Genomic DNA, 24,759 nt, shown 5'->3' with positions numbered 1-24,759 from the left:
TACATATATCATTTACTCACTAATATCAAGCGTCTGATGCATTGTTTCTAAATAACTTGAATCCAAAAATACAACACGTAAATGATTCTTAGCCTTTTTCAAATCAAAACGGGTAGATGCTTCTTTTTGTTTTAAATTACTAATATTCACATCAAACAATTTTTCCCATAAGGCTTCTAAAGGAATCTCTTTGATTGCTTCTTTTGGCAGATAAATGCGTAAAACAGAGACAAATTCATCATATTTTTGATCCAAAACATCGATTTCCAAAAACTGCCGTATATAAAACTCGTACGCTGAGAGTCCATCATCTATTGCCATTTCCGGATTCAATACACGGTAATTCATCATCTTACGACTTTTTTCATCAATCCACGGAAAGTAGGCTTGCGCGTTCAACATTCCTTTTGTACGATTTACGATATATTTTTGATGTGGAATATCATAACTTCTAGTAACAAAGTACGTTGCACTTTTCTTTTCAACAGGCTGATAATAACTATTTTGATACTGCACCGTTTGTGTAACATCTTCAGCAAAAGCATATTCAATATAAGGAGCTCGTAACACACCGGTCCCATTATTCCAAACCAATTGATCATACCCCATCTGATCCCTAAACAAGCGCTGATACTTTTGATTAACAGGCAACACCCAATTAAACGGGTTTTTGAATAACGTCACTTTGATCACTTGATTAGCCATTTCTTCTACAGCGTGAACTTGCTGTACTTCTAAGAAAATCGGTTTAGGAATAATTTGATAGTATAAACTTGAATAATACATCTTCCAGCACGAAGTCAAACACAATCCTTTAAAATGAATGTCATAACCAGCAAATTGATTACAATCAACGATCACTTCTTTTTCACTATTGTACCGTTTAGGTAATTTTTCAATCTCACTATCCGTTTCAAATGTTCTTTTTTCAATACGCTCAACATTATTATATAAATATTCATCTAACGGTCGAATATAAGCGTATATGCCATTTCTAATCATTCGGGTTTCGCAATAGTCTTCAATCATCGTTTGATTATCTAAAAAAATTGTATTTTCTAGAACCGTTCGCTCATGAAGAGTTAACTTAGAGATATGGAGCTGAAATTCTCCGCCTTGACTGTTTACTTTAATCCATATATTTTCTTCTTCTGTAAGTTGTTGAACCTGATGAATGATTTTTTGAAAATCAAATGTTTGTGCTTCTTCATCACCAAAACGATAACTTTTTGGTATGCTTACAATACGTAAAAAGCTCACCCAATCCAAAACATCTTGTTTCAACTGTTCTAAAGAAAAATCAGTCCGTGCGATTACCATATATATTTTCTCAGTTTTTTCCATTTGCCCCACCTCGTTTCTTTAAATCAAGTATAACGAAAATAAAGACAGACTTCATCTAATATACTCTTAGAATTCTAAAGTAGATTTTTGAAAAATAAAAAAACACCTTTTTCTTTTGATTTTAAAGAATCAAAAAACTAAGGTATTTTTTATGAATGATCAATTAGCCATTCTATTTTTTTCCCCAATGAAACGATTTATCAAGTAAAATAATAAGGTTCCAATCACTATAATTAGAATTGCTAAATAAAATGCATATAGTTTAGATCCAGTAATATCAGAGATTTTCCCGGTTAATGATGGAACAATAACGGATGCTGACATACCAAAGAAGTTAAATACACCATACATCGTTGCAACACTACCTTTAGGTGCGGATTCTCCTAACCATGAAATAATGATCGGCTCAACTGCTAACTTGCCAAAGAATCCGTAGGCCATAATTCCTACCACTAAAATCGTTTGATTTGTTGTTGTCACTGTAATAAACAAAACACTAGCTGCTAATAATTCGAGTAGGATGATCATTTGTATTTTTTTCTTTGGAATACCATCTGCAATTCGGCTAAAAATTAGAGCACCGGGTATTGCTGTAAAAAATACTAATGATGAAGCTAGCCCTACTGATGTTCCTGAAAAACCTTTTTCTGTTTCCAAAAAATTTGGCAACCATGTATCGATCAAATAGTACGTATACAATGTTGAAAAATACAGGATATAAGCGGAAATCATTCGAGGCTTAAAAAGAGCCTTAATCGAAATTTTTGGGGTTCCTTCAGATTGTGTTTTGATTATTTTTTTTGGTTTCTCTAGTCGAATAAAGCGTAAAAACATAGCTACTGCTAATAAAATCAACACAACCGTAGCAAATATCAAGGCTTGCCAAGGTAAGACACCTGTTCCTACTAAGTAACTGGAAGAAATCAACCCTAAGCCGCTACCTATCGCCGTTCCACTATTGACAACAGCCGTTGATAAGCTTCTTTTAGATACGGGTACATATTCTGCGGTCAAAGAATAGGCGACACCGTAATACGTCCCACAACCCAGGCCTGCTAAAATACTCCCGATAAAAACAACGCCCATACTTTGTGCTACTCCAACAATCAATGCACCTAGACCAAATAATAAAAATCCAGGAATCAGAATTTGTTTCTTACCTATTTTATCTACCAACACCCCTGAAGGGATTTGCATGCAAACATAGCCTAAAAAATAAAAACTTGAAATCTGACCAAGCTGGGCATCTGTTGCTCCTCCAAAATAATCACTGATGATTGGATAAATAGGCGTTAATACAGTTCGATAAATCCAAATAACGATCCAACCAATCGTTAATATATATATGATCTGTTTCCAATATGGTGTCCGTCCATTCGACTTTTTTTGTTCATACATCGTACACATTCTCCTTTATCAGGCTAAATAACTAAATAAGTAGCTACTTATTCTCAAAAGAAAGAATGATCAGACAATAGCTATTATCATGCCTGATCTTTCTCTTATCTTATTAATTTAACTACTTCTTGATAAAAGTACCAACGAAATCAGTTGAAACTCCTTCTTCTTTTGTATAGATAACATGACCTCTTAAAATAGTTTGCATAACTTGAGCACCAATTTCACGGCCAATGTAAGGACTGATTTTATTACGATATTCTAAATCTTCAGCTTTTAGCGTATATGGCGCATTTGGTTTGATCAAGACAAAGTCAGCATCTTTCCCAACACTGATTCGACCTTTTTGATCCAAATCATAGCGATCAGAAGGATTTGCAGCAATAATATCTGCAAATTGTTTCAATGACATGCCTCTTTTTTGAACCCCTTCATCAAAAAGAACATCTACATTATTTTGAACACCTGAGATTCCGCCCCACGCTTCAAAAGCATTGTCTTTATCTTTTAAATCAGGCGTACAAGGAGAATGATCAGACGTTACAAAATCAATTTCACCTGACAAGACTTTTTCCCACATACCATCTTGATTTTCCTTGTCACGGATCGGCGGTGAGCATTTTACAACAGGTCCAATTGCATCTAATTCATCGGTATCGAAATATAGGTAATGCGTACACGTTTCACATGTGACATCAACACCAGCTTCTCTTGCCTTTGTGACTTCTTCTACACCTTCTGGACAAGCAATATGACAAATGTGAATACGACAACCAGTTTCTTTAGCAAACAAAATGGCTCTACGAATTGGCTCAACTTCTGTAAAGACTGGACGGCTTTCAACATAAGCTTTTAGGGTTGTTTCTCCATTTTTATAGGCAATTTCTCCTAGTTTATCTGTGATTGCTGCATTTTCTGCATGAATTGCTAGAACTTTTCCTGTTTTAGCAACTTGTTTCATTCCTTCATAAAGAGAATAATCATCTACATTCATAAAATCACCATCAATACTACGGTCACCACAAGTTGCCATGAAACATTTATATGCTGCTACTCCACCATCATCTAACTCTTGAATACCGCCTGTCAGATTAAATGGTACTAAACCGCCAAATGAACCAACATCGGATTTCAATTTACCTTTACCCGCATCGTATTTTATTTCAAGGGATTCCCCATCGACTGTTGCTGGTACTTGGTTTAAAGGCATTTCCATAAAGGAAGTAACGCCGCCTTTTGCACATGAAGCTGTCCCAGTGATATATCCTTCCCATTGATCGCGATAACCGCCACCTGGATCCGTAATATGCACGTGAGCATCCACCATCCCTGGACTTACAACTAAACCTGCTGCATCAACGACATGGTCAGCGTCACCAAGATCATGGCCGATTGCTGCAATCAAACCATCTTTTACAGCCACATCTGTCTTAACTTCTCCTGATTCCAAAATCACTAAACCATTTTTGATCACTAAATCATAACTCATTTGTCTTCCTCCTAAATTTAATAGCTAAACAGGCTTGCCTAAATAGCTAGGTAATATACATTTATACTGCTCGTCATTGTGATAACTTGTAACAACTTATTTTTTATCAAAGAATTTCCTTAATAATAAATATAAAACAAAAGCAGATACAAAACCAGAAATCCAAGAAATATCAGAAATTATTTTTAAAGCCGGAATAAAATTGCCACTTAAACAAACGACTAGCGCCACAACAGTAGCAACATATGCAGGTTTATTTAACCCTTTGTAGATATTATGACTATTATCCGCTTTTGGATCCATATACAACTGATTCAAATCGATTTTTTGTTTCTGAACAAAGTAGTAGTTAGCAATCATTGTCCCCGCAACAGGTCCTAATACTGCACCGATTGTATTCAAGAAAATGAAAATACTATCTGCATTCTCCATTAGTTTCCACGGCATGATCAGAAAGCTAATGATACTGGCAAGCAGCACTCCTTTTTTATAATCAACTTTCTTAGGAAATAATGCACATAACTGATAAGCAGCCGGAATGATATTTCCTGTTGCATTTGTCGATACTGTTGTTAATAAGAATACCAACATTGCAACAATAATAGCAAATGAATTATCCCAACGATTCACGATATTTAAAATATTCCATTCTTGAATACCATAACGAATAGAACCTCCGATTAAAATCACTACACTTGAAAAAGCAAATATCCCATACCCAACTAAAAAACTAGCGGTTTGACCAATCGTTTGATCTTTCGTTGATTTTGCATTTTGAGTGAAATCTGACACACTTGAACCAGGTGCTGCCCAGACTGCCAAAACTGAATTAATAATCATAAAATAGACAAACACTGGTGAAATATTATGAACAGCTCCTGTAACATCATAAGATAAAATTGGTCCTAAACCACCTGCTGCACCAATCGCCCAAATCGCCATTCCGCCAAATACAATATAAATCAGTGGGCTCAAAATAGCAGTGAACTTATTAAGAATTTTACCTCCACCAAAACCGATCAACATATTCACTGCCCAAAATATTGTAAAAGCGATCAATCCTGGAATAGAAATACCAAAAATCATTGTATCTCCGCCAAGATTTAAAAAGCCAGGCCAAATTTTACCAATTAAAATCAATAACGCTAATGAGCCTGTATAATTCTGCAATCCAAACCAAGCGATTGCAGCTACACCTCCTCTAAGAAAACCTGGTAGCTTCGCACCAATATCTCCATAAGTTGACCGCAAATGAATGGCAAAAGGAATGCCATACTTTGATCCTGCCCGACCATTAAAAGTCATAAACAAAGCGACTGCCATCGCACTTATCACCAAAGCCAACATAATATTAATTGGAGAAAGTCCTAAAAACAAAAATCCTCCTACCGCCGTATAATTAGGAATATTATGCACTGAACCCATCCATAACGTAAAATAGTTCATTTTTCCCATCATTCTTTTCGACAACGGTTTAGGAAGTAGATCTTCATTATAACCACGCTCTCGATAACGTTGAAGTTCTTCTTCAGTAATTTGATAATCTTGTTGTTCCATTATTCCGCCTCCCTTTAAGCGCTTACATACCGTGATATGCCAAATAGTATATTATTTTATGTATTGCTATTAGAGAAAAAATAGGATGTGTTTAGTCTCTTTCTACTATATTAGTTTCAGAAGCTAAACACATCGTTTTTTTATCTCCTATGATTACAACTACTTATTGAGCAGCTGCTTTCTTTTTGTTTAAGTTTGCTAATAAGAATAACGCCGTTCCAACCACTAATAAAATGACTGAAATATAAAAGCCCATTTCTTTTGAACCAGTTGCATCCGAAATCGATCCTGTCAAGGTCGGAGCGATAACTGAGGACATCATTCCAAAAAAGTTAAATACACCAAGTGTTGTCCCGATACCAACTTTAGGTGCGTTTTCTCCAAGCCAAGAAATAATGATCGGCTCTACAGCTAGTTTACCTAAAAATCCATATAAAATCAAACCAATTAATAACAATGTTGAATTTGTTGCTTGTACAGTCAATAGTAGCATTGCTGCCGCTAAAAATTCTAAGATAACGATAAACTGTACTTTTTTATGCATAAATTTATCAGCTAAACGGCTGAAAAATAATGCTCCTGGAATCGACGCAAACGCTACAAGAGAAGCAGAAAATCCAATTGCGGCACCTTCAAATCCACGTTCAGTTCCCAAGAAGTTTGGCAACCAAGTAACGGTCATATAGTATGCATAACAAGTAGCAAAGTATAAAATATAAGCAAATAACATTTTTGGTGCAAATAATTTTTTGATTGAAACATGTTCTTTTTCTACTACTGGCGCTTCTGGTGCAGCAGCTGCTGCTTCTGCTGCCTCAGCTGCTTCTGATTGTGCTAAAAATTCAGCATCTTCTTTATTATTACGAATAATTGCAACAAATGCCACTAACATCACAGCGATCAATGCTACAGAAATGTACATCATTGTTTGCCATGGGAATTGTAATTGAACAACTAAGAAACTAGATAAAATCAAGCCTAAACCTGAACCAACAGCTGATCCGCTGTTTACAATTGCAGTAGAAAAACTTCTTTTTTCTCGTGGAATGTTTTGAGAAGTTAATGAATAGGCTGATCCATAAAAAGATCCACAACCCAAACCTGCTAAAACACTACCAAAATAAATCATTTGGATATTCGTTGCTTGAGAAATCAAGAAAGCGGCGATCCCAAAAACAATAAATCCAGGAATCAATACTTTTTTCTTTCCGATCTTATCTACTAAGAAACCTGCTGGAATTTGCATTGCTACATATCCAAAAAAGTAACAAGTAGAGATGAAACCTAACGCTGTATCTGTGATATTTCCGCCAAGAGATTCATTTATTTGCGGATATGCTGGTGATAGCGCTGAACGATACACCCATATCGTTACCCAACCTGCACATAACAAAATAACAATTTTTTTCCAATAGTCCATTCCGGAACCCTTACTTTTTGCATCCATCTCTTATCCTCCATATGTTATTTTTTAAATGTTTCATGGGTAAAATGTTTGTGTAATTCCACTTCAAACATTTAAATAAATAACTTCTTATTCCTTTCAATTGTAAGCGGTAGCAAACTTTCGTGCATCATTATTTTTCACAAACTTGTTAAAAAGTTTGTGCAAAATAAACAATCACTTGTTTTTTCACACAAACAATTTTTACTATTTTCCTATTTTTTGTAAATCGATAATGCTGCTTTTACAGCCTCACCTTTATTGATATCGGCCCCATAATAATTAAGCGCACCTTCCAAAGCAGATAATACATGAAGTACATTAGATTTTCTGCTGCTGTAGCCCATATTTCCGATACGCCAAACTTTTCCTTGAAGCGCACCAAAAGATGAAGCTATTTCTACACCAAAATCATCAAGCATCAGGGCACGAACTTTTTCACCGTCGATTCCAGCCGGAATCATAATAGGTGTAACTGTTGGCATTTTAGTCGTTAAATCACCATAAAAACCTAAGCCCATTGCTTTAATACCCGCAACGATCGCTTGATCATTTTGAGCATGTCTAGCATAAACATTGTCCATACCTTCTTTGAGCATCATTCTCAGACCTTCATGTAGCCCGTAGATCATGCTTGTCGCTTCAGTATGATGATTGATCCGCTCTTCGCTCCAATAGCGTTGTAACTGACTTAAATCAAGATAATTACTGCTGATATGATTTTTATTGCGAATATCTTTACTTAGTCCCAATTCTTTTTGATAACGACTTGTAAGAACTTTTTCCACTCGGTCATTGTATGTGATCAATGATAAACCTGACGGAACACTCACACATTTTTGTGTTCCAGCAATAGCAATATCAACACCCCATGCATCAACTTCAAGAGGCACACCACCATATGTCGCAACCATATCTACGACAAAGAAAATATCATTTTCTTTACAGTGTTGACCAATTTTTTCCATCGATTGCATTTGGCCATTGGCTGTTTCACCATGAACCATAGCGACAATTTTCGGTTGAAATTTCTTAATTTCTTCAATTACTGTTTCTTGTTCAAATGGAGCGTCCCATTCTTTTTCAAGATAATGAATTTCTGCTTTAGCACGCTCACAGATTTCTCCTAAAAGGTACGCAAAACGACCATAGACTGGGATCAAAACTTTATCGCCTGGTTCGATCAAGGCAATCAATGCCGCTTCTAATCCAGAACGAGATGTTCCATCAACTGCAAATGCCTGTTCATTTTTTGTGCCAAAAGGAATTTTGATCATTTCTTTCACTTCATCCATTATTTGTAAAAAAGCTGGATCAAATTGACCTAAAATAGAAGCAGACATTGCTCTCAATGCTACTGGATGAGCCTCAACTGGACCTGGTGTCATGATTGTTCTACTTGGTACTGATATCTCTGAAAACATAACTATTCCTCTTTTCTGTTTTAACTTCATCCTACCTTTATATCAGAAAAAGTCATTGTCACTTTTGAATAAAAAAAATGAATTTTCGGTTATTATGTACAAAACATTCTTGAATCTGCACAAGCTATCATTTAGAATAGAAATAGGTAAAAAAAACTGAACTAATAATTAGATATTATGTGGTGACTTAAACTATTGTTATTACTCATTATCTAACATCCTGAGCTAGACAATCGGAAAAAGCCAACCTTTTTCTAGTAAGTCTAAATAAGCTCATCATACATATATTTTATCCAGCTTCGCAGGTTACCCTGTTCAGCTTTTATATTTAGGAGGAAACCCATTGACCACTTTAGAAGATTTATTAAAAATACCAAGATTTTCCGACTTAAAATTATTAACTAATCCTACAAAAGCTAATACGATCGTGAATAGTATCGAAATTTCAGAAACTCCTGACGTGTCAGATTTTATTCCAAAAAATATTTTCCTTTTAACTACTGCAATGGTTTATAAAAATAATCAAAAAGAGCTTATTACATTGATTGATTCTTTAAAAGAACAAGACGCAGCCGGTATCGGTATCAAGGTAGGACGTTTTATCGAAACTATCGATCCTGAAGTCGTTGCTTATGCAAATCAAATCAATTTTCCAGTTGTTCAAGTACCAAGCACTCAACCTTTGGGTGCTGTATTACACCAATTACTAAATTATTTATGGGATACTAAAACAGAACAACTGAGCTACGCATTAGATATTCAAAAACGCTTTTCTGATTTACTGATTCACGATGTCAGTATTGCCCGTTTTGTTGCTGATTTTGGTAAAATGATCAATGCACCTGTGATTTTGTTGAGCCCTTATCGAAAAGTAATCGCTCATTCAAAACACTTCACACAAACATCAAAACCAGCCGAATATTATGTTGAACAACTGATCAATAAATACGATAGCTGGAATGAGGATAGCCATGCATCATTTATGATCAAAGATTTGAATCAAGAACCGTTACAGATTGCTGGTTTTTCAGTCAATGCAAATAGCTATTTTCCTCACCATTTGCTGATTTTAAACCCACAACAAGTTCCTTATCCGATGTCAGAATTTGCAGTAGAACAAGCCTGTTTAGTCTTATCCTTTATGCTGTATAAAAATCAAAAAGTACAAGAATCCTTGGATTTTCTCAAAAGTGATTTTTTAGGTCAGCTAGTTGAATACCAACAAACGCCTCATCAATCTAGCCGCGATTGGCTTGACTTAGGTACAAATTACGGTCTAAAGAAAAGCACGCAGTATCAAGTTGTCTATGCCGTTTGCACCCAAACAAAAACAACTGCCACAAAAATCAAATACCAACAAGAAGAAAGTGATGTTGCATTTCAATGGCTATTGGAATCTTTACCACCTAGAATCAAACATATCAGTATTTTTAAAGTGAAAAATACCAATCACTTAGCCATTTTGATTCAAAGTAGAGTGGATGATTTAGAAAAAATTTTAAGCGAATTATCTATGGAATTATCTGAAAAACTTCCGATTACTCTAACTTTTGCTTTGGGAAATCTATATGAAACGATTGAACAAATCGCAAGTTCCTTCATTGAAGCAAAAACTGCTTACGAAGAAATGCTCACAATGACGAATGGTGCACTTACTCATCGCTATCACCCTAAAGGAATGAAAAGTTTATTTGAGAAAATGAGTTTGGAAGACATTCATTATTTCTGTGAAACAACACTAAAAGAACTTGCCTATCCTGTTGAAGATTCATTTATTGAACTTCGTAAGACCTTGCAATGTTATTTAAGTTTTCAATGTGAAATTTCAAAAACTGCCAAAGAAATGTATTTACATCGTAATACGATTAAATATAGAATCGATCACTGTGCCAAATTACTTGAAAAAAATATTCAAGATCCGACAATTAGCTTGAATTTGCGTTTAGCATTAGAGTTGTCAGAACGATCTAATCAACATTAATAAGCAAAAATAAGTTAGAAGAAATACAACTCATTTCTTCTAACTTATTTTTTATTCACTTATCCTACAATTCTTGTCCCTGCTCTGCCTAATAATGCTTGATCAGCTTCTTCCAAAGAACAAATGATCGCTGTATTCCCTTGTGCAGCAAACCCAATTGCAGCTTCCATCTTCGGACCCATGCTACCATCAGCAAAATGACCTTCATCCATATATTGTTGTGCCTGTTTTACCGTAATCGTCTCTAGTTTTTCTTGATTTTCTTTACCGTAGTTGATGTATACATTGCTTACATCTGTCAGCATCATGAACACATCAGCATCGACTTGTTCCGCCAGCTTCTTACCAGTACGATCTTTATCGATAACAGCTTCGATTCCTTTTAATAAACCATCTTGATCACGAACGACGGGGATTCCGCCTCCGCCTCCTGCGATCACGATCGTGTTTCGGTTTAATAAATTAACGATCGCATCCACGCCATGGATCGCTTTTGGTTGTGGAGAAGGCACAACACGACGATAACCACGTCCAGCATCTTCCATCATCACCCAATTTTTTTCTTGCTCCATTTGTTTTGCTTCTTCTTCTGAATAAAAAATACCAATTGGTTTATTTGGATTGCTAAACGCTTCGTCATCCGCTGAAACTTCTGTTTGTGTAAGTAACGTAATAACATTGCTCGTCAAACCTTTTGTTTCTAATGAATTTTTTAAACTTTGTTCTAACATATAACCAATAAATCCTTGTGATTCAGCATTACACACATCTAAAGGAAATGGCGGAACCACATCTTTTGCCTCTTCATTTTGTCTTAAAATATTTCCTACTTGCGGACCATTGCCATGTGTTAAAACGATTTCATAATCGATCTCTTCAATTTTTGCAACTAGTTCTGCACTTAGTTTGACATTATTTAGTTGTACCTCAAGCGTTGCTTCTTGGTTTGGTTTTAAAATAGCATTGCCTCCCAATGCTATTACGACACGATTTGCCATAAAAATCCTCCTTCATTTAGTCCCTAATATTTGGATTGTTGTTAAAAAGCCTGCCAATAAATCAACACCTGATGTGTGCCCTACCGAAATGACTGTCTTAACTATTTTTTCAATTTTTTCTTCAGTGCTATTTGTCGTTAATGCTTCAATTAGTTTAAGAACAGGTTCACTAAAACGACCTGATAGTCCGCATAACAAATAATGCTTGCTGATATCTGTTGTCACAGACTGTTCTGCTAACAGTTCAGTAAGTAATAGCTCGGTCAAGCGAGAACATTCTTTATCCAATAGAATTCTTGCAGCAAGATGTCCAACAATCATGTCATCCCCTGATGGTGTTAATCCCATACCTCTACCTATAAGAAAGTCTAAACCTAATTTTTGCTTTAACTGATTTTCAGAACACAATGCAACGATCGCTTCTTTAAATGGGTTCGTCTCTTTCAAAAACTGAGCTAATGAATAGTGACTCCCTGTTTCTTTTATGAGAGACTTTGAATATGAAAATATTTTTTTTTGACTTATTTCCAATAAACTCATCGTTGCCTTATCCACTAACGATGAATACGGTTTCCCATGAGTCAGCAAAAGATGATTTTTAGAAAAATGCAAACAATTTTGCTCCCACGTAATTTGTTCCTCAATTTTAATTGTTGATAAAACGTGTAAAAAATCATCAGATTGCAAATAAATTCCATTCGGCATAAAAGGATAGTTAGTGGTCGTAATGACCACTAACTGTTGTTTCCTTTCATCTTGAATATTGAAACTATTTTTATATTTACTATGAACCTGCCATTTTTGATTTTCAGCATTATCGATTAAAAGAAGCTGATCTATAAAACAAGCATTAACAAACAATATCTTCACCTTTTATTCTGCAAAACCTAATTTTTTGGCATACGCTAAAACTGCTTTTTCAAAGCAATCGATTGGCGGTGTTACTGTTCCTGCACCAATTTGACCCAAGCCTGCTTTTTTATTTGCGATTCCTGTATTGATCACAGGAAGAATGCCTGTTTCGACAACTTTTCTTGCATCGATTCCTAAACAAATTCCTTTAAAGTCCCAAGTTGGAACGGGGAAATTAGGGTTTGTGTCGATACAAATTTCTGTCATTTCATTACTTGTATTCAGTGCATCATAAAAACCACCTGAACCAACGAAACGTGTTACAGCAGGAGCTGCGATCATGGCCATACCACCAACACCAAATGTCTCAGTGATGGCACTATCCCCCATATCAGGAGCTGCATCAGCTTCACTAAAACCAGAGAAGTATAATCCTTGAGGCGTGTTTACAGGTCCTGTGAACCATTCATCGCCCATTCCAGCAATACGGATACCAAATTCGTAACCATTTCTACACATCGCAGTTACGATCGTTCCTTCTTGAATTTTTCTCGCACCATCCATAACAGCTTTCGCTGAAGCCATCATGATATTTAAGAAAAATTGATCTGTATCTGCTAAAAATTGCACTACTTCTTCCCGTTTTGTTTGGTCGATTTCAGTTAAACCGACTATGATCGGCGCCATTTCTTTTAAAAATGCTAATGATGCTGCAATATTACGTTGGTGGAATTCATCACCCATTGCAATTGCTTTAGCAACCAATACATTAACGTTTAAGCCGTCTTCTTTTGTTTTTAAGGCTGCACTTAAAACAGGTGCTAAAGTATCTCTCATCCATCTTAAACGAGTAATTACTTCATCAGAATAAGCGCCAAAACGTAACACTGCGCCGATTCCTTCATTCATTGTACAAAAAGCACGATTACCGTCTGTTTTATTTTCAACAACTAAAACGGCCATATTTGCGGAAGTGATCCCTCCCATTGGTCCAACAGCATTGACATGATGACATGGAATTAATTTTACTTCTCCTGATTCTAGCATCTTTCTTGCTTCTTCTTCCGTTTCACACCATTCTTCAAATAATGCTGCACCTACACAAGCGCCTTGGATTGGATCTACCATTTTATCGTACGTGATTGGAGGTCCTGCATGAAGCAAGACCTTTCCTTCATTTAATTCTTTGATAACTGTTTTTGCTGAAACTACGTCCAATAAGAAAGGAGAACCAGCAACGATTTTTGCGGCTACTGCCTGATTTGCTTCATCGATAGTTTTGTATGACATTTTGATTTTCCTCCGTTGAAAGCTGAATGAGCTTGATTAGCTCCGACTGAAAATAGTAAAAATCGAATGTATTGCTCTTTATCACAATCTATTTTTGTCTTTTTTCTGAGGAGCTAGCTCAGTAAGCTGAATAATTTATTTACCTAATTTCACTTTATTTAAAAACTGTAATGCTTTTTGCAGCGTGATATTTCCACCTGCAACTGGTTGCCAGTCATATTGGACAACTTTTCCGCCATGATTGATGATTGCTTCTGAGAAACTGCGTAAGCCTACATTGATAAATCCTTGATTCGTCAACAATGCTAACATTTCTTCAGTTGGTTCAATCACAACTGGTGTTACTTTTGGTGTTGCTTCGATTGCTTTATCAGTTTGAGTCAATGGATGATCTAAAATAGCTAGTGCTAAACGAACAGCTTGCGCATTACTATCACAAAGAATCACACCAGCCTCTTTCATGATTGTTTCTTGTTCATTGATATTTTGAGGATCTTCATCTGTCCCAACAATCGTACCAATTACAAATAACTCTCGTCCTTCATTCGCTGCTTGTTCTTTAATTTCTTTGATTGTTGGTGCTAACTCTTGTGCCATATTAGCGTGAGAACCATAACCTAATACAACATCTAATAAAATGATTGCCGTTTCGGGATCTTTCCCTGCTTCTTCTAACATTTCTTTACGTTTCGTTGGATCGATCATTGGATGAGGTTTTCCTTGTGTGTAAACATCATCTCCTAAATCAATAATTTCATGTCCTTGATCTTTTAAGATAAAGCCTTCTGGTGCATGTTCGTCACCTGTTAATGCTAGACCTTCTTTGATCAACATAGCTGCTTCATACGCAAGAGTACCACCAGAGTACAAACCTTTAACATATTTTTGTTCTGGTTTTAAAGAATGAGCTGGAACTGTCAGTGTTTCTTTTACAGCTTTGACCGCTTCTTTGTTCAGTAATTGAACTGCTGTTTGTGCAGCCTCTTCTAATGTGTAAGCACGATAAAGATTTTCTTCATGTGAGGTCGGTTTTTCTCCTAAGAAAATTGTGACAGCAGGTTTTGAAATACTTCTCAAAAGATTTAATACTTCATCACGAACTTCTGGTGCTGGTGGTTTTGAGATCACGACGATGACTTCTGTATTAGGATCTTTCTCTAACGTCATGATACTGTCTTTTAATGTAACTCCGCCAATTTCAGCTTTTAAGTCACGTCCACCAGTCCCTATTGCGTTCGTTACACCGCCACCTAATTTGTGGATAATCGTTGTCACTTCTTGAATACCAGTTCCAGAGGCGCCGACAACACCAATTTTTCCTTTACGAACAGCATTCGTAAACGCAACTGGAATCCCATTAATAATCCCAGTACCACAGTCTGGTCCCATTAACAAAAGACCTGCATCATGTGCTTTTTCTTTTAAACGTTTTTCATCTTTGATTGTAACATTATCACTAAAACAAAAAACATGCTTTCCTTCATCCAAAGCTTTTTCAATTTCCAGTGCAGCATGGGTACCAGGAATAGAAAACACAACTACTCCAGCATCTTTTCCAAGCTCGAATGCTTTATCCCAAGTTTTTACGACCTCTTCTCCAGAATTTTCGCCGCCACCTTTTGTTTGTTCTTCAAGAAATACATCGATTTCTTCTAAGACTTGATCAATCAATGAATCATCTTCAATGTCTAACACGATCACCATGTCGTTAGAAGAAGCTTTTTCTAATTCATCTGTGTATAAACCACCTGTTTTGAAAATATCTTTATTTGCAGGTGTACCCATCATTACAGAAACATTATCGACTCCATCGATCGTATTTAATTTGTTCGTTAATAGCATCAATACGATCGAATCTTGATAGCTATTCGCTTTAATTATTGTGTGTAGCATTGAAATTCCTCCATTTGTTTAAAAGTGTAGTAGATCGTTCAACCTTAACAGAAAAATAAGAAAATATGAGCGTCGCGCTCTTCGCCACAATCAGATTTTGTCTTTTCTCCTAGAGACTAGTTCACATAGCTAAATAATTTATTTTGCAAAAAGGTTATTCTGCAAATTTATTTTTATGATCATAGCGATCATAATGAATAGCGTCACTAATTAAGTATTCGTAGATATCATCCACGATTTCAATTCCATTTTCTTCATAATTTTTCTCACGTGCGCGTCCTCGCTCACCTGGATAATTGACTTCTGTAAAACCAGGACTTGGATTGATTTCTTTTAGCTCATCCAACATTGTTGAAATACTTTTTTTGAATACATCCAACCCAATGAAGAAATCTGGATTGATCACAATATGAAGTTGACCTAATTCGCGTCCTTTAGATAAATCATGATACATGGAAGATACGTGTTTGCCAAATGGCACGCCTAGTAAAATACCAGATAAAATGTCTACCATCATCATCAACCCATACCCTTTTGGACCTGCAATCGGTAATAAAGCATTGACAGCTGTAGAATCTGTTGTCGGATTTCCTTTTGCATCTACTGCCCATGAATCTGGTATAGCTTCTTTTTTAGAACGAGCATGCAAAATTTTGCCCCATGCCTGAACCGTCGTTGCCATATCAAACGTAATAACACGATCATCATTGCTAGGTGCTGCAAAGGCAATAGGATTTGTTCCAAAGTACGGTTCACTTCCACAAAATGGGACAACCATCGGATCTGATTGACAAACTGAGAGTGCGACCATATCTTGTTCTGCTGCTCTTTCAACATAATAAGCAAGCGCTCCGCTATGAGAGATATTGCGAACTCCAACAACAGCTACTCCATTTTTTTTGGCCATTTCAATCGCTAGATCCATTGCTTTTTCAGCTGCAACAAATCCAGAGCCATTATCGCCTTCAAACATACCACAACTTGGAGCTGTTTGTTTAAAAGAAAAAGTAGGATCATTCGTGATTCCGCCTTTTGCTATTCTTTCTGAATAATATTCCACCCGCATCGCACCGTGGGAATGAATTCCTCTAGCATCTGCAAAGGTTAAAACATCACTTACGATTCCTGCATGTTCCTCTGACAAACCAGCTTTTTGAATTTTATCTTTGATCAGTTGATGTAAATCCGCTTTTTTTACTCTCATTTTAAAACGCCTCCTTTTATTATCAGTAACAATATTACGCTTTGCTACACCTTCTACTTTTTAACAGCAACTCATTTTATTCACTGTGTTTCAAAGTAAAAGCGAAGCGAGCTCGCGCAGCTAGAAAACATACGGCAACAATTCTCCGCTTCGCTAATACTTATACAAACCAACAACCTTTTTTGTAATGGATCCTAGTTTCATAACAATTTTATTTTTTCTCACCAAAAGCATTCGTATTTTCGTATCGATCAAAATGAAGTGTATCACTCTTTAAATAATCATAAATATCTTTAACGATGTCGATTCCATCAGTCATTGATTTTTCATAATTGATTTGATTGATCTCTCCTGGATAATATACTTGTTTAAATCCATCCGCTGCTGGAATCTCATGTAGCTCTTCCACCATACCATCGACTGATTCTTTGAACATATCTAAATCCGTGAACCGTTTTGGATCGATCAAAATATACAATTGACCAACATTACGTCCTTTGCTTATATCGTCATACATAGAAGAAACATGTTTACCAAATGGTAAGCCTAACAGCATCCCGGATAAGATATCCACCATCATCATCAAGCCATAGCCTTTTGGCCCAGCAATCGGCAATAGTCCATTGACTTTATGGGGATCAGTGGTAGGTTTTCCCTCTTTATCGACTGCCCAAGTATCAGGAATTTCTTTATTTTTCGAGCGTGCATCCAATACTTTCCCCCATGCTTGAACGGTGGTTGCCATATCAAATACAACTGGCTCATGGCCTTTTCGAGGAGCGGCAAAGGCAATCGGATTGGTGCCGAAATAGTTTTCTTTACCACCAAAAGGGACAACCATCGGATCTGATTGACACATGGCAATTGCTATCAAATCTTGCTGAGCTGCTTTTTTCACATAATAAGATAATGCTCCACTATGGCTGATTTTTGAAATTCCAACTGCTGCAACTCCAGATTTTTTCGCCATATCAATAGCATAGCCCAATCCAATATTTGCAACGAATTGTCCCGCACCATTCTTACCATGGACAATACCTGAACTTGGTCCAGTTTCTTCAAATTCGATTTTTGGATCAAGCGTTACACCGCCTTTATCGATTTGTTCTGCATAATATTCTACCCGTACGGCTCCATGCGAGTGAATGCCGCATGCGTCTGCAAATACCAAATGTGTCGCCACTTCGTCTGCATGTTCTGGCTTTAAACCAGCTGTTGTCAATTTTTTTTCAATCAATTCATGCAATTCTTCTGGTTTCACTACAACAGTTTCATTCATTTCTTAAACTTCCTCTACATTAAATTTCTGGATCACGGTTGCAATCTTTTGAATACACGTACATCAACGGCTCATCACGACCAACAGCGTAGGCTGCTTGCTGTACATATGAGCTCATAAAGATGTAATCTCCTTTTTCGACCGGCATCCATTCGTTATCTAAGTTATACATACCTTGTCCAGAAAGTAAGTAAGCACCATGTTCTTGGTAATGTGTTTCGATATAGCCATGACTTGCTCCAGGCTCAAATGATAGAATATGGAAGTTCATATCAAATCCTAAATCTTTTGGTAAAAAGTCCCATAAAAGTACATCTTTCATACCTTCATATTCAATTGGTTCCATGTCATTAACGTTGCCAACTACTTTATGTGCTTCGTAGCCTTCCAATGGCTGATAGCGTTTTTTGTATAAGAAAATTTCTGTATCAGCATCTTGACCATTTTCTAAATACATCAATGTGCTGGCTGGAAGATATACATAGCCACCTTTTGTTACTTTGTGTGTTTCTTTTCCATCATTTACGTTTAATACGCCATCGATAACATAGACAATAGTTTCGACACCTTCACCACCAAAACCACGTTGGTTTTTTCCATCTTTGTGCAATGTGATGATGTAATCAACAAAATTCGCTCCTAATTGTTTAGACCCTAAAATCGAACAATCACAATTTTCAAAACCAGGTATCACATTATTTACTAACCCATCATGAGGGAGTAATGCATAATTATTTTTTTTAATAACAGCTCTTGAAGATAATAGTCCGTCAAGATAACCTGTTTGATTATTTTTATAACCCATTTTTTATTTCTCCTACTTTCTTTTATTTATAAGCTAGTTCATATAATGTGCTGGCTAAAACTTTAACACCGTTGACTAAGTCATCGATATCAGTTGCTTCTGCAGGATTATGGCTGATACCATTAATACTTGGTACGAAAATCATAGCTGTTGGGAAATTAGGTGCAATGATTTGAGAATCATGTCCTGCGCCACTGTGCATGACTTTGTATTTCATGTTTTCAGCAATAGCTGCTGTTTCGATTGCTTTGACAATCTCTTCATTCATTGGAACGGGTGCTTCATCCATCCATAAATCAATATCAATCTCTAAACCATGTTCAGCAGCGATATCTTTCATTAATTGTTCAATTTCTTTTGTGAATGCATGAAGTTCTTCGCTATCCGTATGACGGCAATCCATTGTAAATAGAACTTCACCAGGTACAACGTTGACAGTATTAGGTTTTGGTTCCACTTTACCAAAAGTTAAAACAAGAGGATCGCCAACTTTCAATGCACGATCGATTGCTTCAGAACAAATTTTAGCAAATCCATACACTGCATCTTTACGATACTCCATCGGTGTTGTTCCAGCATGATTCGCTTCACCTTTTAAGACGATTGTGTAACGTCTTTGTCCAGCGATATTATTTACAACACCAATTTGTAGTTGTTCTTTCTCAAGTACTGTTCCTTGTTCGATATGAATTTCTACAAAAGCCTTAATGTCATCTCTAGCTGCTTTATTCTCATCTTTGAAATCAAACCCATGACGTTGCATTTCTTCAACAAACTTCAATCCTTCAAAGTCAGCAATTTCAATAACGTCTTCTTTTTTCGCTTCACCAACAAAGTTCTTGCTACCCCAGAATACTGTTGGGAAACGACTACCTTCTTCTTCAGCCATTGAGATGATCTCTAATGAACGTTTTGGTTTGCCATGTGTTTCTAGTAAATATTGAATAGCGACATAGGCTGCTATTACACCAAATTGGCCATCTAAGTTTCCACCATTAACAACTGTATCGATGTGTGAGCCTGATAAAATCGTTTCTTGTGGGTATTCAGTTCCTTCTACTCTACCAAAGAGGTTTCCGATCTCATCAAATGAAGCCGTCATGCCGATTGCTTCTAATTTTTCTTTTACAGATTTTTGCGCTTCCAACCAAGAATCAGAATATAATAGGCGCGTCATTCCACCTGTTGGATCGTTGCCAATAGTAGATAAGTGATCGATATTTTCTTGTAAAACTTTTTTTAAGTCCATTTGATACATCTCCCTCTTTTATTATCATAACTATTGTAAGCGGTTGCCCGTTTTCATACACTATCCACATTTCACAAATTAAGTGCTATCTTTGTGCGTATTAAACATAAAGACTGAGGCTATTTGGGTTAAAATAGAATTAAGTTAGTGAAATTTTCTAAATTTATAGTCTAATCTTCGAAAAAAAGATAAAATAGCACTATGACTTAAATGATCTAAATTAATATTTTTCTGTCTACATTGAAAGGAACGTTCCTTCCATTCATTACTTGACGTTGAAAAATACTAGTTGTTTCATTGCTACCTATTTCAATTCAGGAGGACTGTTAATAATGATAAAACAAAATTTTCTTTACAGTAAGCTAGATGAGTTAGATTTATCCATGACCTTTTACTCAAATCAAAATGACACTTCTGTTAAAGCCACACTCCTTTATTTTCATGGCGGAGGACTGCTATATGGTACGCGAGATGACTTACCAGAAAGCTATTGTGAGCTGTTAGTAGAGAATGGCTATAATTTGTTGACTGTTGATTATCCTTTAGCACCTGAAGTTAAACTTCCAACTATTATGAATTGTTTGATAGAAGCAGTCGATTGGTTCTTGAAAAATCATCAAACGGTTTTGGGTTTGGATTGCTCAGATTATTTCTTGTTTGGACGTTCAGCTGGCGGTTTTCTTGCCTATTTATTATCTGCTCGACATTCTTTACCCGAGCAAAAAGGACTGATCAGCTTTTACGGTTATTATGATTTGACGAACCCAGCTTTCAGTCAGCCTAGTAGCTACTACAATCAATTTCCAAAAATAGCGCCACTGACTGCCCAAGCGATGATTCAACCCAAACCAATTGCAGCGGTTTCTATTAATGAACGTTTTTCACTCTATTTATCTGGTCGACAATTTGGTAATTGGTTGAGTTATCTAGTCAACACCCCTAGTGAAAAAGAAACCTTTAGCCTATCGGATACAGAGCTTGCCAAATTGCCGCCTGTCTTTTTAGCTCATAGTTCAGCTGATCAAGATGTGCCCGTTGAGCTATCACGTGATGCTAGCAACAAAATCCCTAATGTTACATATGAAGAAGTTGAAAAACTCCCTCATGATTTCGATGGTGACATTACTAAAAGTGAAGGACTTCAAATTTACAACGCTCTGATTGCATGGCTTGATCAGACCTTAACTACTACTTGATTTAATATAAATATTCCCTTATATAAATAGAGAAAAAAAGACATTCCCGATCACTCAGGAATGTCTTTTAAATTGTATTTATTTTTCAGTTGCAGTTTCTGTAATAACTTCTACTGCACGTTTCATGCGGATATCATGTTTTAGCATATCTTCAGTTAAAACTTTTTTAACTTGATCGATCGGCATATTGTATTGTTCAGCCAATTCGTTGATTTCTTTATCCATATCTTCTTGAGATACTTCAATATTTTCAGCTTTAGCGATTTCTTCGATCACAAGGTTTGTTTTCGTACGAACTTCAGCTTCTGCCTCAAATTGTTTATGCAAATCATCTTCTGTTGTTCCAGTTAATTGATAGTACATTTCTGGAGCGATTCCTTGACGTTGCATATTATTTAAGAATTCATCCATTGAACGGTGAACTTCATCATGTACCATTACATGTGGCAGTTCAATGATTTCTGCATTATCAACAGCTTGACGGATAGCCGCTTCGTCTTTTGCTTCAGTTGCAGCAGTTTCTTTAGATTCAGTTAATTCTTTACGGTATTTTTCTTTTAATTCGTCTAATGATTCTACTGAATCGTCAACGTCTTTAGCGAATTCATCATCTAATGTTGGTAATTCTTTTGCTTTCACTTCGTGAACTTTCACTTGGAAAACAGCTTCTTTACCTGCTAGATCTTCTGCTTGGTAATCTTCTGGGAATGTTACTTTTACTTCAAGTTCTTCACCAGCTTTTTTACCAACTAATTGTTCTTCAAAGCCTGGGATGAAAGAGTTAGAACCTAATTCAAGAGAATAGTTTTCACCTTTTCCACCTTCAAAAGCCTCACCGTCTTTGAATCCTTCAAAGTCGATTACGACAGTATCGCCATCAACAGCGGCTTCGTCTTCTTTGATTACTAGTTCAGCTTGTGCATCTAATTCACGTTGGATGCGTGCATCTACGTCTTCATCTGTTACTTCACGGTCTTGTTTTTCAACTGTTAAGTTTTTGTATTCGCCTAATTTAACTTCAGGTTTTACAGTTACTTCAGCAGTTACTACCCAATCTTCACCTTTGTTCATGCTTTCAACATCAATTTTAGGTTGAGATACAGGATCGATTCCAGCTTCTTTTACAGCTGCTTCGTATACTTCTGGTAAGACTGCGTTCAAAGCATCTTCATACAATGCTTCTTCGCCGTACATACGGTTGAATACTTGACGAGACACTTTCCCTTTGCGGAATCCAGGTACGTTAAGATTTTTTTTGACTTTATCGAATGCTTGTTTCAAGCCTTTTTCAATTAGAGTTTGATCAACTGAAAAAGTTAACACACCATCATTGGTGCCTTTTTTTTCAAATTTCGCAGACATTTGTTTCCCTCCGAATAACTTAATTTTATACATGAATTTATGTTATGCATACCTTTAAATATTACACTATAGCTAGATAAATGTAAACATTTTAGGTGAGAAGAAAAGAAAATAAACTAGATTTTTATATTGTAAAATGAATTACTTAATAAACGAACTGGACTAATTTGCCTATTTTTTATATTTTTCGGCTAATTTTAAATACTCATTACGAATGTTTAAATCCTTTGAACGATTTTTTTTTGATTTAAGATAAGCTCTTTTGACAAGCTTGCTTTTTATGCCGAAAAACAACCATGAACCTATTCCACCAATAAATAGTGACATCGTAATAATTATTTACAAATAGGTGACCTATTAATAGACTCCACAAAAAAGATGTTCAGCTTTTTAAAGCTCAAACATCTTTGTAATCACTTAATTACCTTCTACTATGCGAATTCACCTTCTTGTCTTTTAAAATGCATGACGTGAAGCTTTCTCCAAATGAACATCAAAAGATGCCACCCTAGCTCCTGCAATATCAAAAATTCCGCGAATAATTACTATCCTACTGATTATTTTATTTAACCCCAAACCTCATTCGCCACATCGATCACTAATGCAAGTTTTTTCCACTGATCTTCCTCTGTCAAAATATTGCCTTCTTCTGTCGAAGCAAATCCACATTGAGGACTTAAACTTAAGCGATCTAACGGTACAAATTTACTTGCTTCTTTAATTCTATTCACTATTATTTCTTTCTCTTCTAACTTGCCGTCCTTACTCGTAACCAAGCCTAAAACCACTTGTTTGTCTTCTGGAACAAAGCGTAATGGTTCAAAATCGCCTGAACGTTCGTCATCAAATTCTAAGAAAAAGGCTTCTACATTTTGATTCCCTAACAATGTGTCTGCAACAGGCTCATAACCGCCAGAAGTAGCCCATGTTGAATGATAATTACCACGACACACATGGGTTGTTACATGCAAATCATCAGGTAAATCAGCAATCGCCTCATTATTCAAACGTAAATATAACTCTTGCAGCGCTTGGGTATCATATTCTCCGTTGGTCATCGTTGTCCAAAAATTCTTATCGACTAACATGCCCCAAGTACAATCATCCAGTTTAATATCTCGGCAACCTAAGTCATATAAAGCTAGAATCGTTTCCCGATATGCCTTAGCAATATCTTGATAAAGTAGTTCCCGATCTGGATAAAATTCATTGACCTTTTCTTCATTAGAGCTTCGAACCAACTCTGCTAATAACTGGGCTGGTGCTGGAATACTTTGGCGAACAGGTGTCCCACCAGCAATTTCTGTTAAAAATTCGTACTCCCCAAAAACTGGATGTTCTGGATTAAAGCTTATTTTTCCTGTTAAACGTGCTGAATCCGCTCGTGTTTCTTCCCCATGAAATAAATACCCTTGATCCATTACATTATGCTCGATTCCATTGAATCCCCAGAAAAAATCAAGATGCCAGTAACTCCGGCGAAATTCCCCATCACTGATAACTTTCAACCCGATTTCTTTTTGTTTTGCGACTAAATCCCGAATTGCTTGATCCTCAACTACTTTTAATTCATCTCCAGAAATCGTACCAGCTGCAAACTCTTCCCGAGCTATTTTCAATGATTCTGGACGTAAAAAACTTCCTACGATTTCATAATGATGTACTGAATTTTGACACATAATTGATTTCCCCCTCATTTTTTAAATAGAAAACAAAAAAATCCTTAGAAAAGTCAAAGACTCTTCTAAGGATGTAATAAACATACATGGTACCACCTTAATTTACAAAAATCATATGATTTTCGCCTCTACTCTAATACGCCACTAACGTTTGATATTAGGATTCTTGCTAACGGGAATAACCGTGCATCTCTAAAACATGTTCTCGAAATGCCCACTCAAAAGCCATTTTCAAATTCGTTTTCTTCCGCCTCTTTTCAGCTACCAAGGCTCTCTTTTAGAAATTCCACAGAATTTTACTTTCTTTTTCTACGT

18 protein-coding genes and 1 other annotated feature (1 of these 19 only partly in view) are annotated in these 24,759 nt (G+C 36.2%); of the genes, 2 read left to right on the top strand and 16 right to left on the bottom strand.

Annotated elements, in window-relative coordinates:
• Positions 1–12: 12 nt before the first annotated feature.
• The 6 genes from IGI43_RS15160 to IGI43_RS15135 form a co-directional block, all read right to left on the bottom strand.
• The gene (locus IGI43_RS15160; RefSeq protein WP_438758615.1) at positions 13–1,344 is read right to left on the bottom strand and encodes a hypothetical protein; all 1,332 of its coding nucleotides are present in this window, start codon (positions 1,342–1,344) and stop codon (positions 13–15) included.
• Between the two features lie 159 nt (positions 1,345–1,503).
• The gene (locus IGI43_RS15155) at positions 1,504–2,742 is read right to left on the bottom strand and encodes an MFS transporter (RefSeq protein WP_438758614.1); all 1,239 of its coding nucleotides are present in this window, start codon (positions 2,740–2,742) and stop codon (positions 1,504–1,506) included.
• A gap of 121 nt (positions 2,743–2,863) precedes the next feature.
• Positions 2,864–4,231 carry an allantoinase AllB gene (gene allB, locus IGI43_RS15150; RefSeq protein ID WP_438758613.1) on the bottom strand — a complete coding sequence of 456 codons (1,368 nt, stop codon included), beginning with the start codon at positions 4,229–4,231 and terminating at the stop codon, positions 2,864–2,866.
• A gap of 96 nt (positions 4,232–4,327) precedes the next feature.
• Complete coding sequence (gene allW, locus IGI43_RS15145) at positions 4,328–5,788, bottom strand: allantoin permease (protein WP_438758612.1); 1,461 nt, start codon at positions 5,786–5,788, stop codon at positions 4,328–4,330.
• A 163-nt stretch (positions 5,789–5,951) separates the two neighbouring features.
• Positions 5,952–7,235 (bottom strand): MFS transporter, encoded by a 1,284-nt coding sequence (locus IGI43_RS15140; RefSeq protein WP_438758611.1) that lies wholly within the window; start codon positions 7,233–7,235, stop codon positions 5,952–5,954.
• A 212-nt stretch (positions 7,236–7,447) separates the two neighbouring features.
• Positions 7,448–8,656 (bottom strand): pyridoxal-phosphate-dependent aminotransferase family protein, encoded by a 1,209-nt coding sequence (locus IGI43_RS15135; protein WP_438758610.1) that lies wholly within the window; start codon positions 8,654–8,656, stop codon positions 7,448–7,450.
• A 343-nt stretch (positions 8,657–8,999) separates the two neighbouring features.
• Between IGI43_RS15135 and IGI43_RS15130 the strand changes: the two genes are divergently transcribed.
• On the top strand, positions 9,000–10,637 hold the full coding sequence (locus IGI43_RS15130; protein ID WP_438758609.1) for a PucR family transcriptional regulator: 1,638 nt from the start codon (positions 9,000–9,002) through the stop codon (positions 10,635–10,637).
• Positions 10,638–10,696: 59 nt separating this feature from the next.
• On the opposite strand, the gene arcC is transcribed toward IGI43_RS15130, so the two are convergent.
• The 8 genes from arcC to allC form a co-directional block, all read right to left on the bottom strand.
• A complete protein-coding gene (gene arcC / locus IGI43_RS15125) occupies positions 10,697–11,635 on the bottom strand; it encodes a carbamate kinase (RefSeq protein WP_438758608.1) in 939 nt (312 codons plus the stop codon).
• Between the two features lie 12 nt (positions 11,636–11,647).
• The gene (locus IGI43_RS15120; protein ID WP_438758607.1) at positions 11,648–12,505 is read right to left on the bottom strand and encodes a DUF2877 domain-containing protein; all 858 of its coding nucleotides are present in this window, start codon (positions 12,503–12,505) and stop codon (positions 11,648–11,650) included.
• Between the two features lie 3 nt (positions 12,506–12,508).
• Positions 12,509–13,777 carry a DUF1116 domain-containing protein gene (locus tag IGI43_RS15115; RefSeq protein WP_438758606.1) on the bottom strand — a complete coding sequence of 423 codons (1,269 nt, stop codon included), beginning with the start codon at positions 13,775–13,777 and terminating at the stop codon, positions 12,509–12,511.
• A 135-nt stretch (positions 13,778–13,912) separates the two neighbouring features.
• Positions 13,913–15,670 (bottom strand): acyl-CoA synthetase FdrA, encoded by a 1,758-nt coding sequence (gene fdrA, locus IGI43_RS15110; RefSeq protein ID WP_438758605.1) that lies wholly within the window; start codon positions 15,668–15,670, stop codon positions 13,913–13,915.
• 154 nt (positions 15,671–15,824) lie between these two features.
• Complete coding sequence (gene allD / locus IGI43_RS15105) at positions 15,825–16,874, bottom strand: ureidoglycolate dehydrogenase (protein ID WP_438758604.1); 1,050 nt, start codon at positions 16,872–16,874, stop codon at positions 15,825–15,827.
• A 211-nt stretch (positions 16,875–17,085) separates the two neighbouring features.
• The gene (gene allD / locus IGI43_RS15100; protein ID WP_438758603.1) at positions 17,086–18,153 is read right to left on the bottom strand and encodes an ureidoglycolate dehydrogenase; all 1,068 of its coding nucleotides are present in this window, start codon (positions 18,151–18,153) and stop codon (positions 17,086–17,088) included.
• Positions 18,154–18,172: 19 nt separating this feature from the next.
• Positions 18,173–18,958 carry a (S)-ureidoglycine aminohydrolase gene (gene allE / locus IGI43_RS15095; RefSeq protein ID WP_438758602.1) on the bottom strand — a complete coding sequence of 262 codons (786 nt, stop codon included), beginning with the start codon at positions 18,956–18,958 and terminating at the stop codon, positions 18,173–18,175.
• Between the two features lie 22 nt (positions 18,959–18,980).
• Positions 18,981–20,207 carry an allantoate deiminase gene (gene allC, locus IGI43_RS15090; protein ID WP_438758601.1) on the bottom strand — a complete coding sequence of 409 codons (1,227 nt, stop codon included), beginning with the start codon at positions 20,205–20,207 and terminating at the stop codon, positions 18,981–18,983.
• 332 nt (positions 20,208–20,539) lie between these two features.
• Between allC and IGI43_RS15085 the strand changes: the two genes are divergently transcribed.
• The gene (locus tag IGI43_RS15085; protein ID WP_438758600.1) at positions 20,540–21,403 is read left to right on the top strand and encodes an alpha/beta hydrolase; all 864 of its coding nucleotides are present in this window, start codon (positions 20,540–20,542) and stop codon (positions 21,401–21,403) included.
• A 78-nt stretch (positions 21,404–21,481) separates the two neighbouring features.
• Here IGI43_RS15085 and tig read toward each other — a convergent pair whose 3' ends face one another.
• Both tig and IGI43_RS15075 read right to left on the bottom strand, forming a co-directional pair.
• On the bottom strand, positions 21,482–22,765 hold the full coding sequence (tig, locus tag IGI43_RS15080) for a trigger factor (RefSeq protein ID WP_438758599.1): 1,284 nt from the start codon (positions 22,763–22,765) through the stop codon (positions 21,482–21,484).
• A gap of 566 nt (positions 22,766–23,331) precedes the next feature.
• On the bottom strand, positions 23,332–24,444 hold the full coding sequence (locus tag IGI43_RS15075) for a 5-methyltetrahydropteroyltriglutamate--homocysteine S-methyltransferase (protein WP_438758598.1): 1,113 nt from the start codon (positions 24,442–24,444) through the stop codon (positions 23,332–23,334).
• A 64-nt stretch (positions 24,445–24,508) separates the two neighbouring features.
• Positions 24,509–24,759: a binding site (T-box leader), on the bottom strand; it runs 6 nt beyond the window's last position.

Origin of the sequence: Enterococcus sp. AZ126 (assembly GCF_051714545.1) — a bacterium.
Taxonomy (GTDB): domain Bacteria; phylum Bacillota; class Bacilli; order Lactobacillales; family Enterococcaceae; genus Enterococcus_L.
This window is presented reverse-complemented; position numbering and strand designations above follow the sequence as displayed.

Coding starts and splice junctions, on each gene's coding strand:
- IGI43_RS15075 (WP_438758598.1), bottom strand. CDS start 24,444: ATGTGTCAAAATTCAGTACATCATTATGAAATCGTAGGAAGTTTTTTA.
- allE (WP_438758602.1), bottom strand. CDS start 18,958: ATGGGTTATAAAAATAATCAAACAGGTTATCTTGACGGACTATTATCT.
- fdrA (WP_438758605.1), bottom strand. CDS start 15,670: ATGCTACACACAATAATTAAAGCGAATAGCTATCAAGATTCGATCGTA.
- IGI43_RS15155 (WP_438758614.1), bottom strand. CDS start 2,742: ATGTATGAACAAAAAAAGTCGAATGGACGGACACCATATTGGAAACAG.
- IGI43_RS15160 (WP_438758615.1), bottom strand. CDS start 1,344: ATGGAAAAAACTGAGAAAATATATATGGTAATCGCACGGACTGATTTT.
- arcC (WP_438758608.1), bottom strand. CDS start 11,635: ATGGCAAATCGTGTCGTAATAGCATTGGGAGGCAATGCTATTTTAAAA.
- allD (WP_438758603.1), bottom strand. CDS start 18,153: ATGAATGAAACTGTTGTAGTGAAACCAGAAGAATTGCATGAATTGATT.
- allW (WP_438758612.1), bottom strand. CDS start 5,788: ATGGAACAACAAGATTATCAAATTACTGAAGAAGAACTTCAACGTTAT.
- IGI43_RS15135 (WP_438758610.1), bottom strand. CDS start 8,656: ATGTTTTCAGAGATATCAGTACCAAGTAGAACAATCATGACACCAGGT.
- allC (WP_438758601.1), bottom strand. CDS start 20,207: ATGGACTTAAAAAAAGTTTTACAAGAAAATATCGATCACTTATCTACT.
- allD (WP_438758604.1), bottom strand. CDS start 16,874: ATGAGAGTAAAAAAAGCGGATTTACATCAACTGATCAAAGATAAAATT.
- tig (WP_438758599.1), bottom strand. CDS start 22,765: ATGTCTGCGAAATTTGAAAAAAAAGGCACCAATGATGGTGTGTTAACT.
- IGI43_RS15115 (WP_438758606.1), bottom strand. CDS start 13,777: ATGTCATACAAAACTATCGATGAAGCAAATCAGGCAGTAGCCGCAAAA.
- IGI43_RS15085 (WP_438758600.1), top strand. CDS start 20,540: ATGATAAAACAAAATTTTCTTTACAGTAAGCTAGATGAGTTAGATTTA.
- IGI43_RS15140 (WP_438758611.1), bottom strand. CDS start 7,235: ATGGATGCAAAAAGTAAGGGTTCCGGAATGGACTATTGGAAAAAAATT.
- allB (WP_438758613.1), bottom strand. CDS start 4,231: ATGAGTTATGATTTAGTGATCAAAAATGGTTTAGTGATTTTGGAATCA.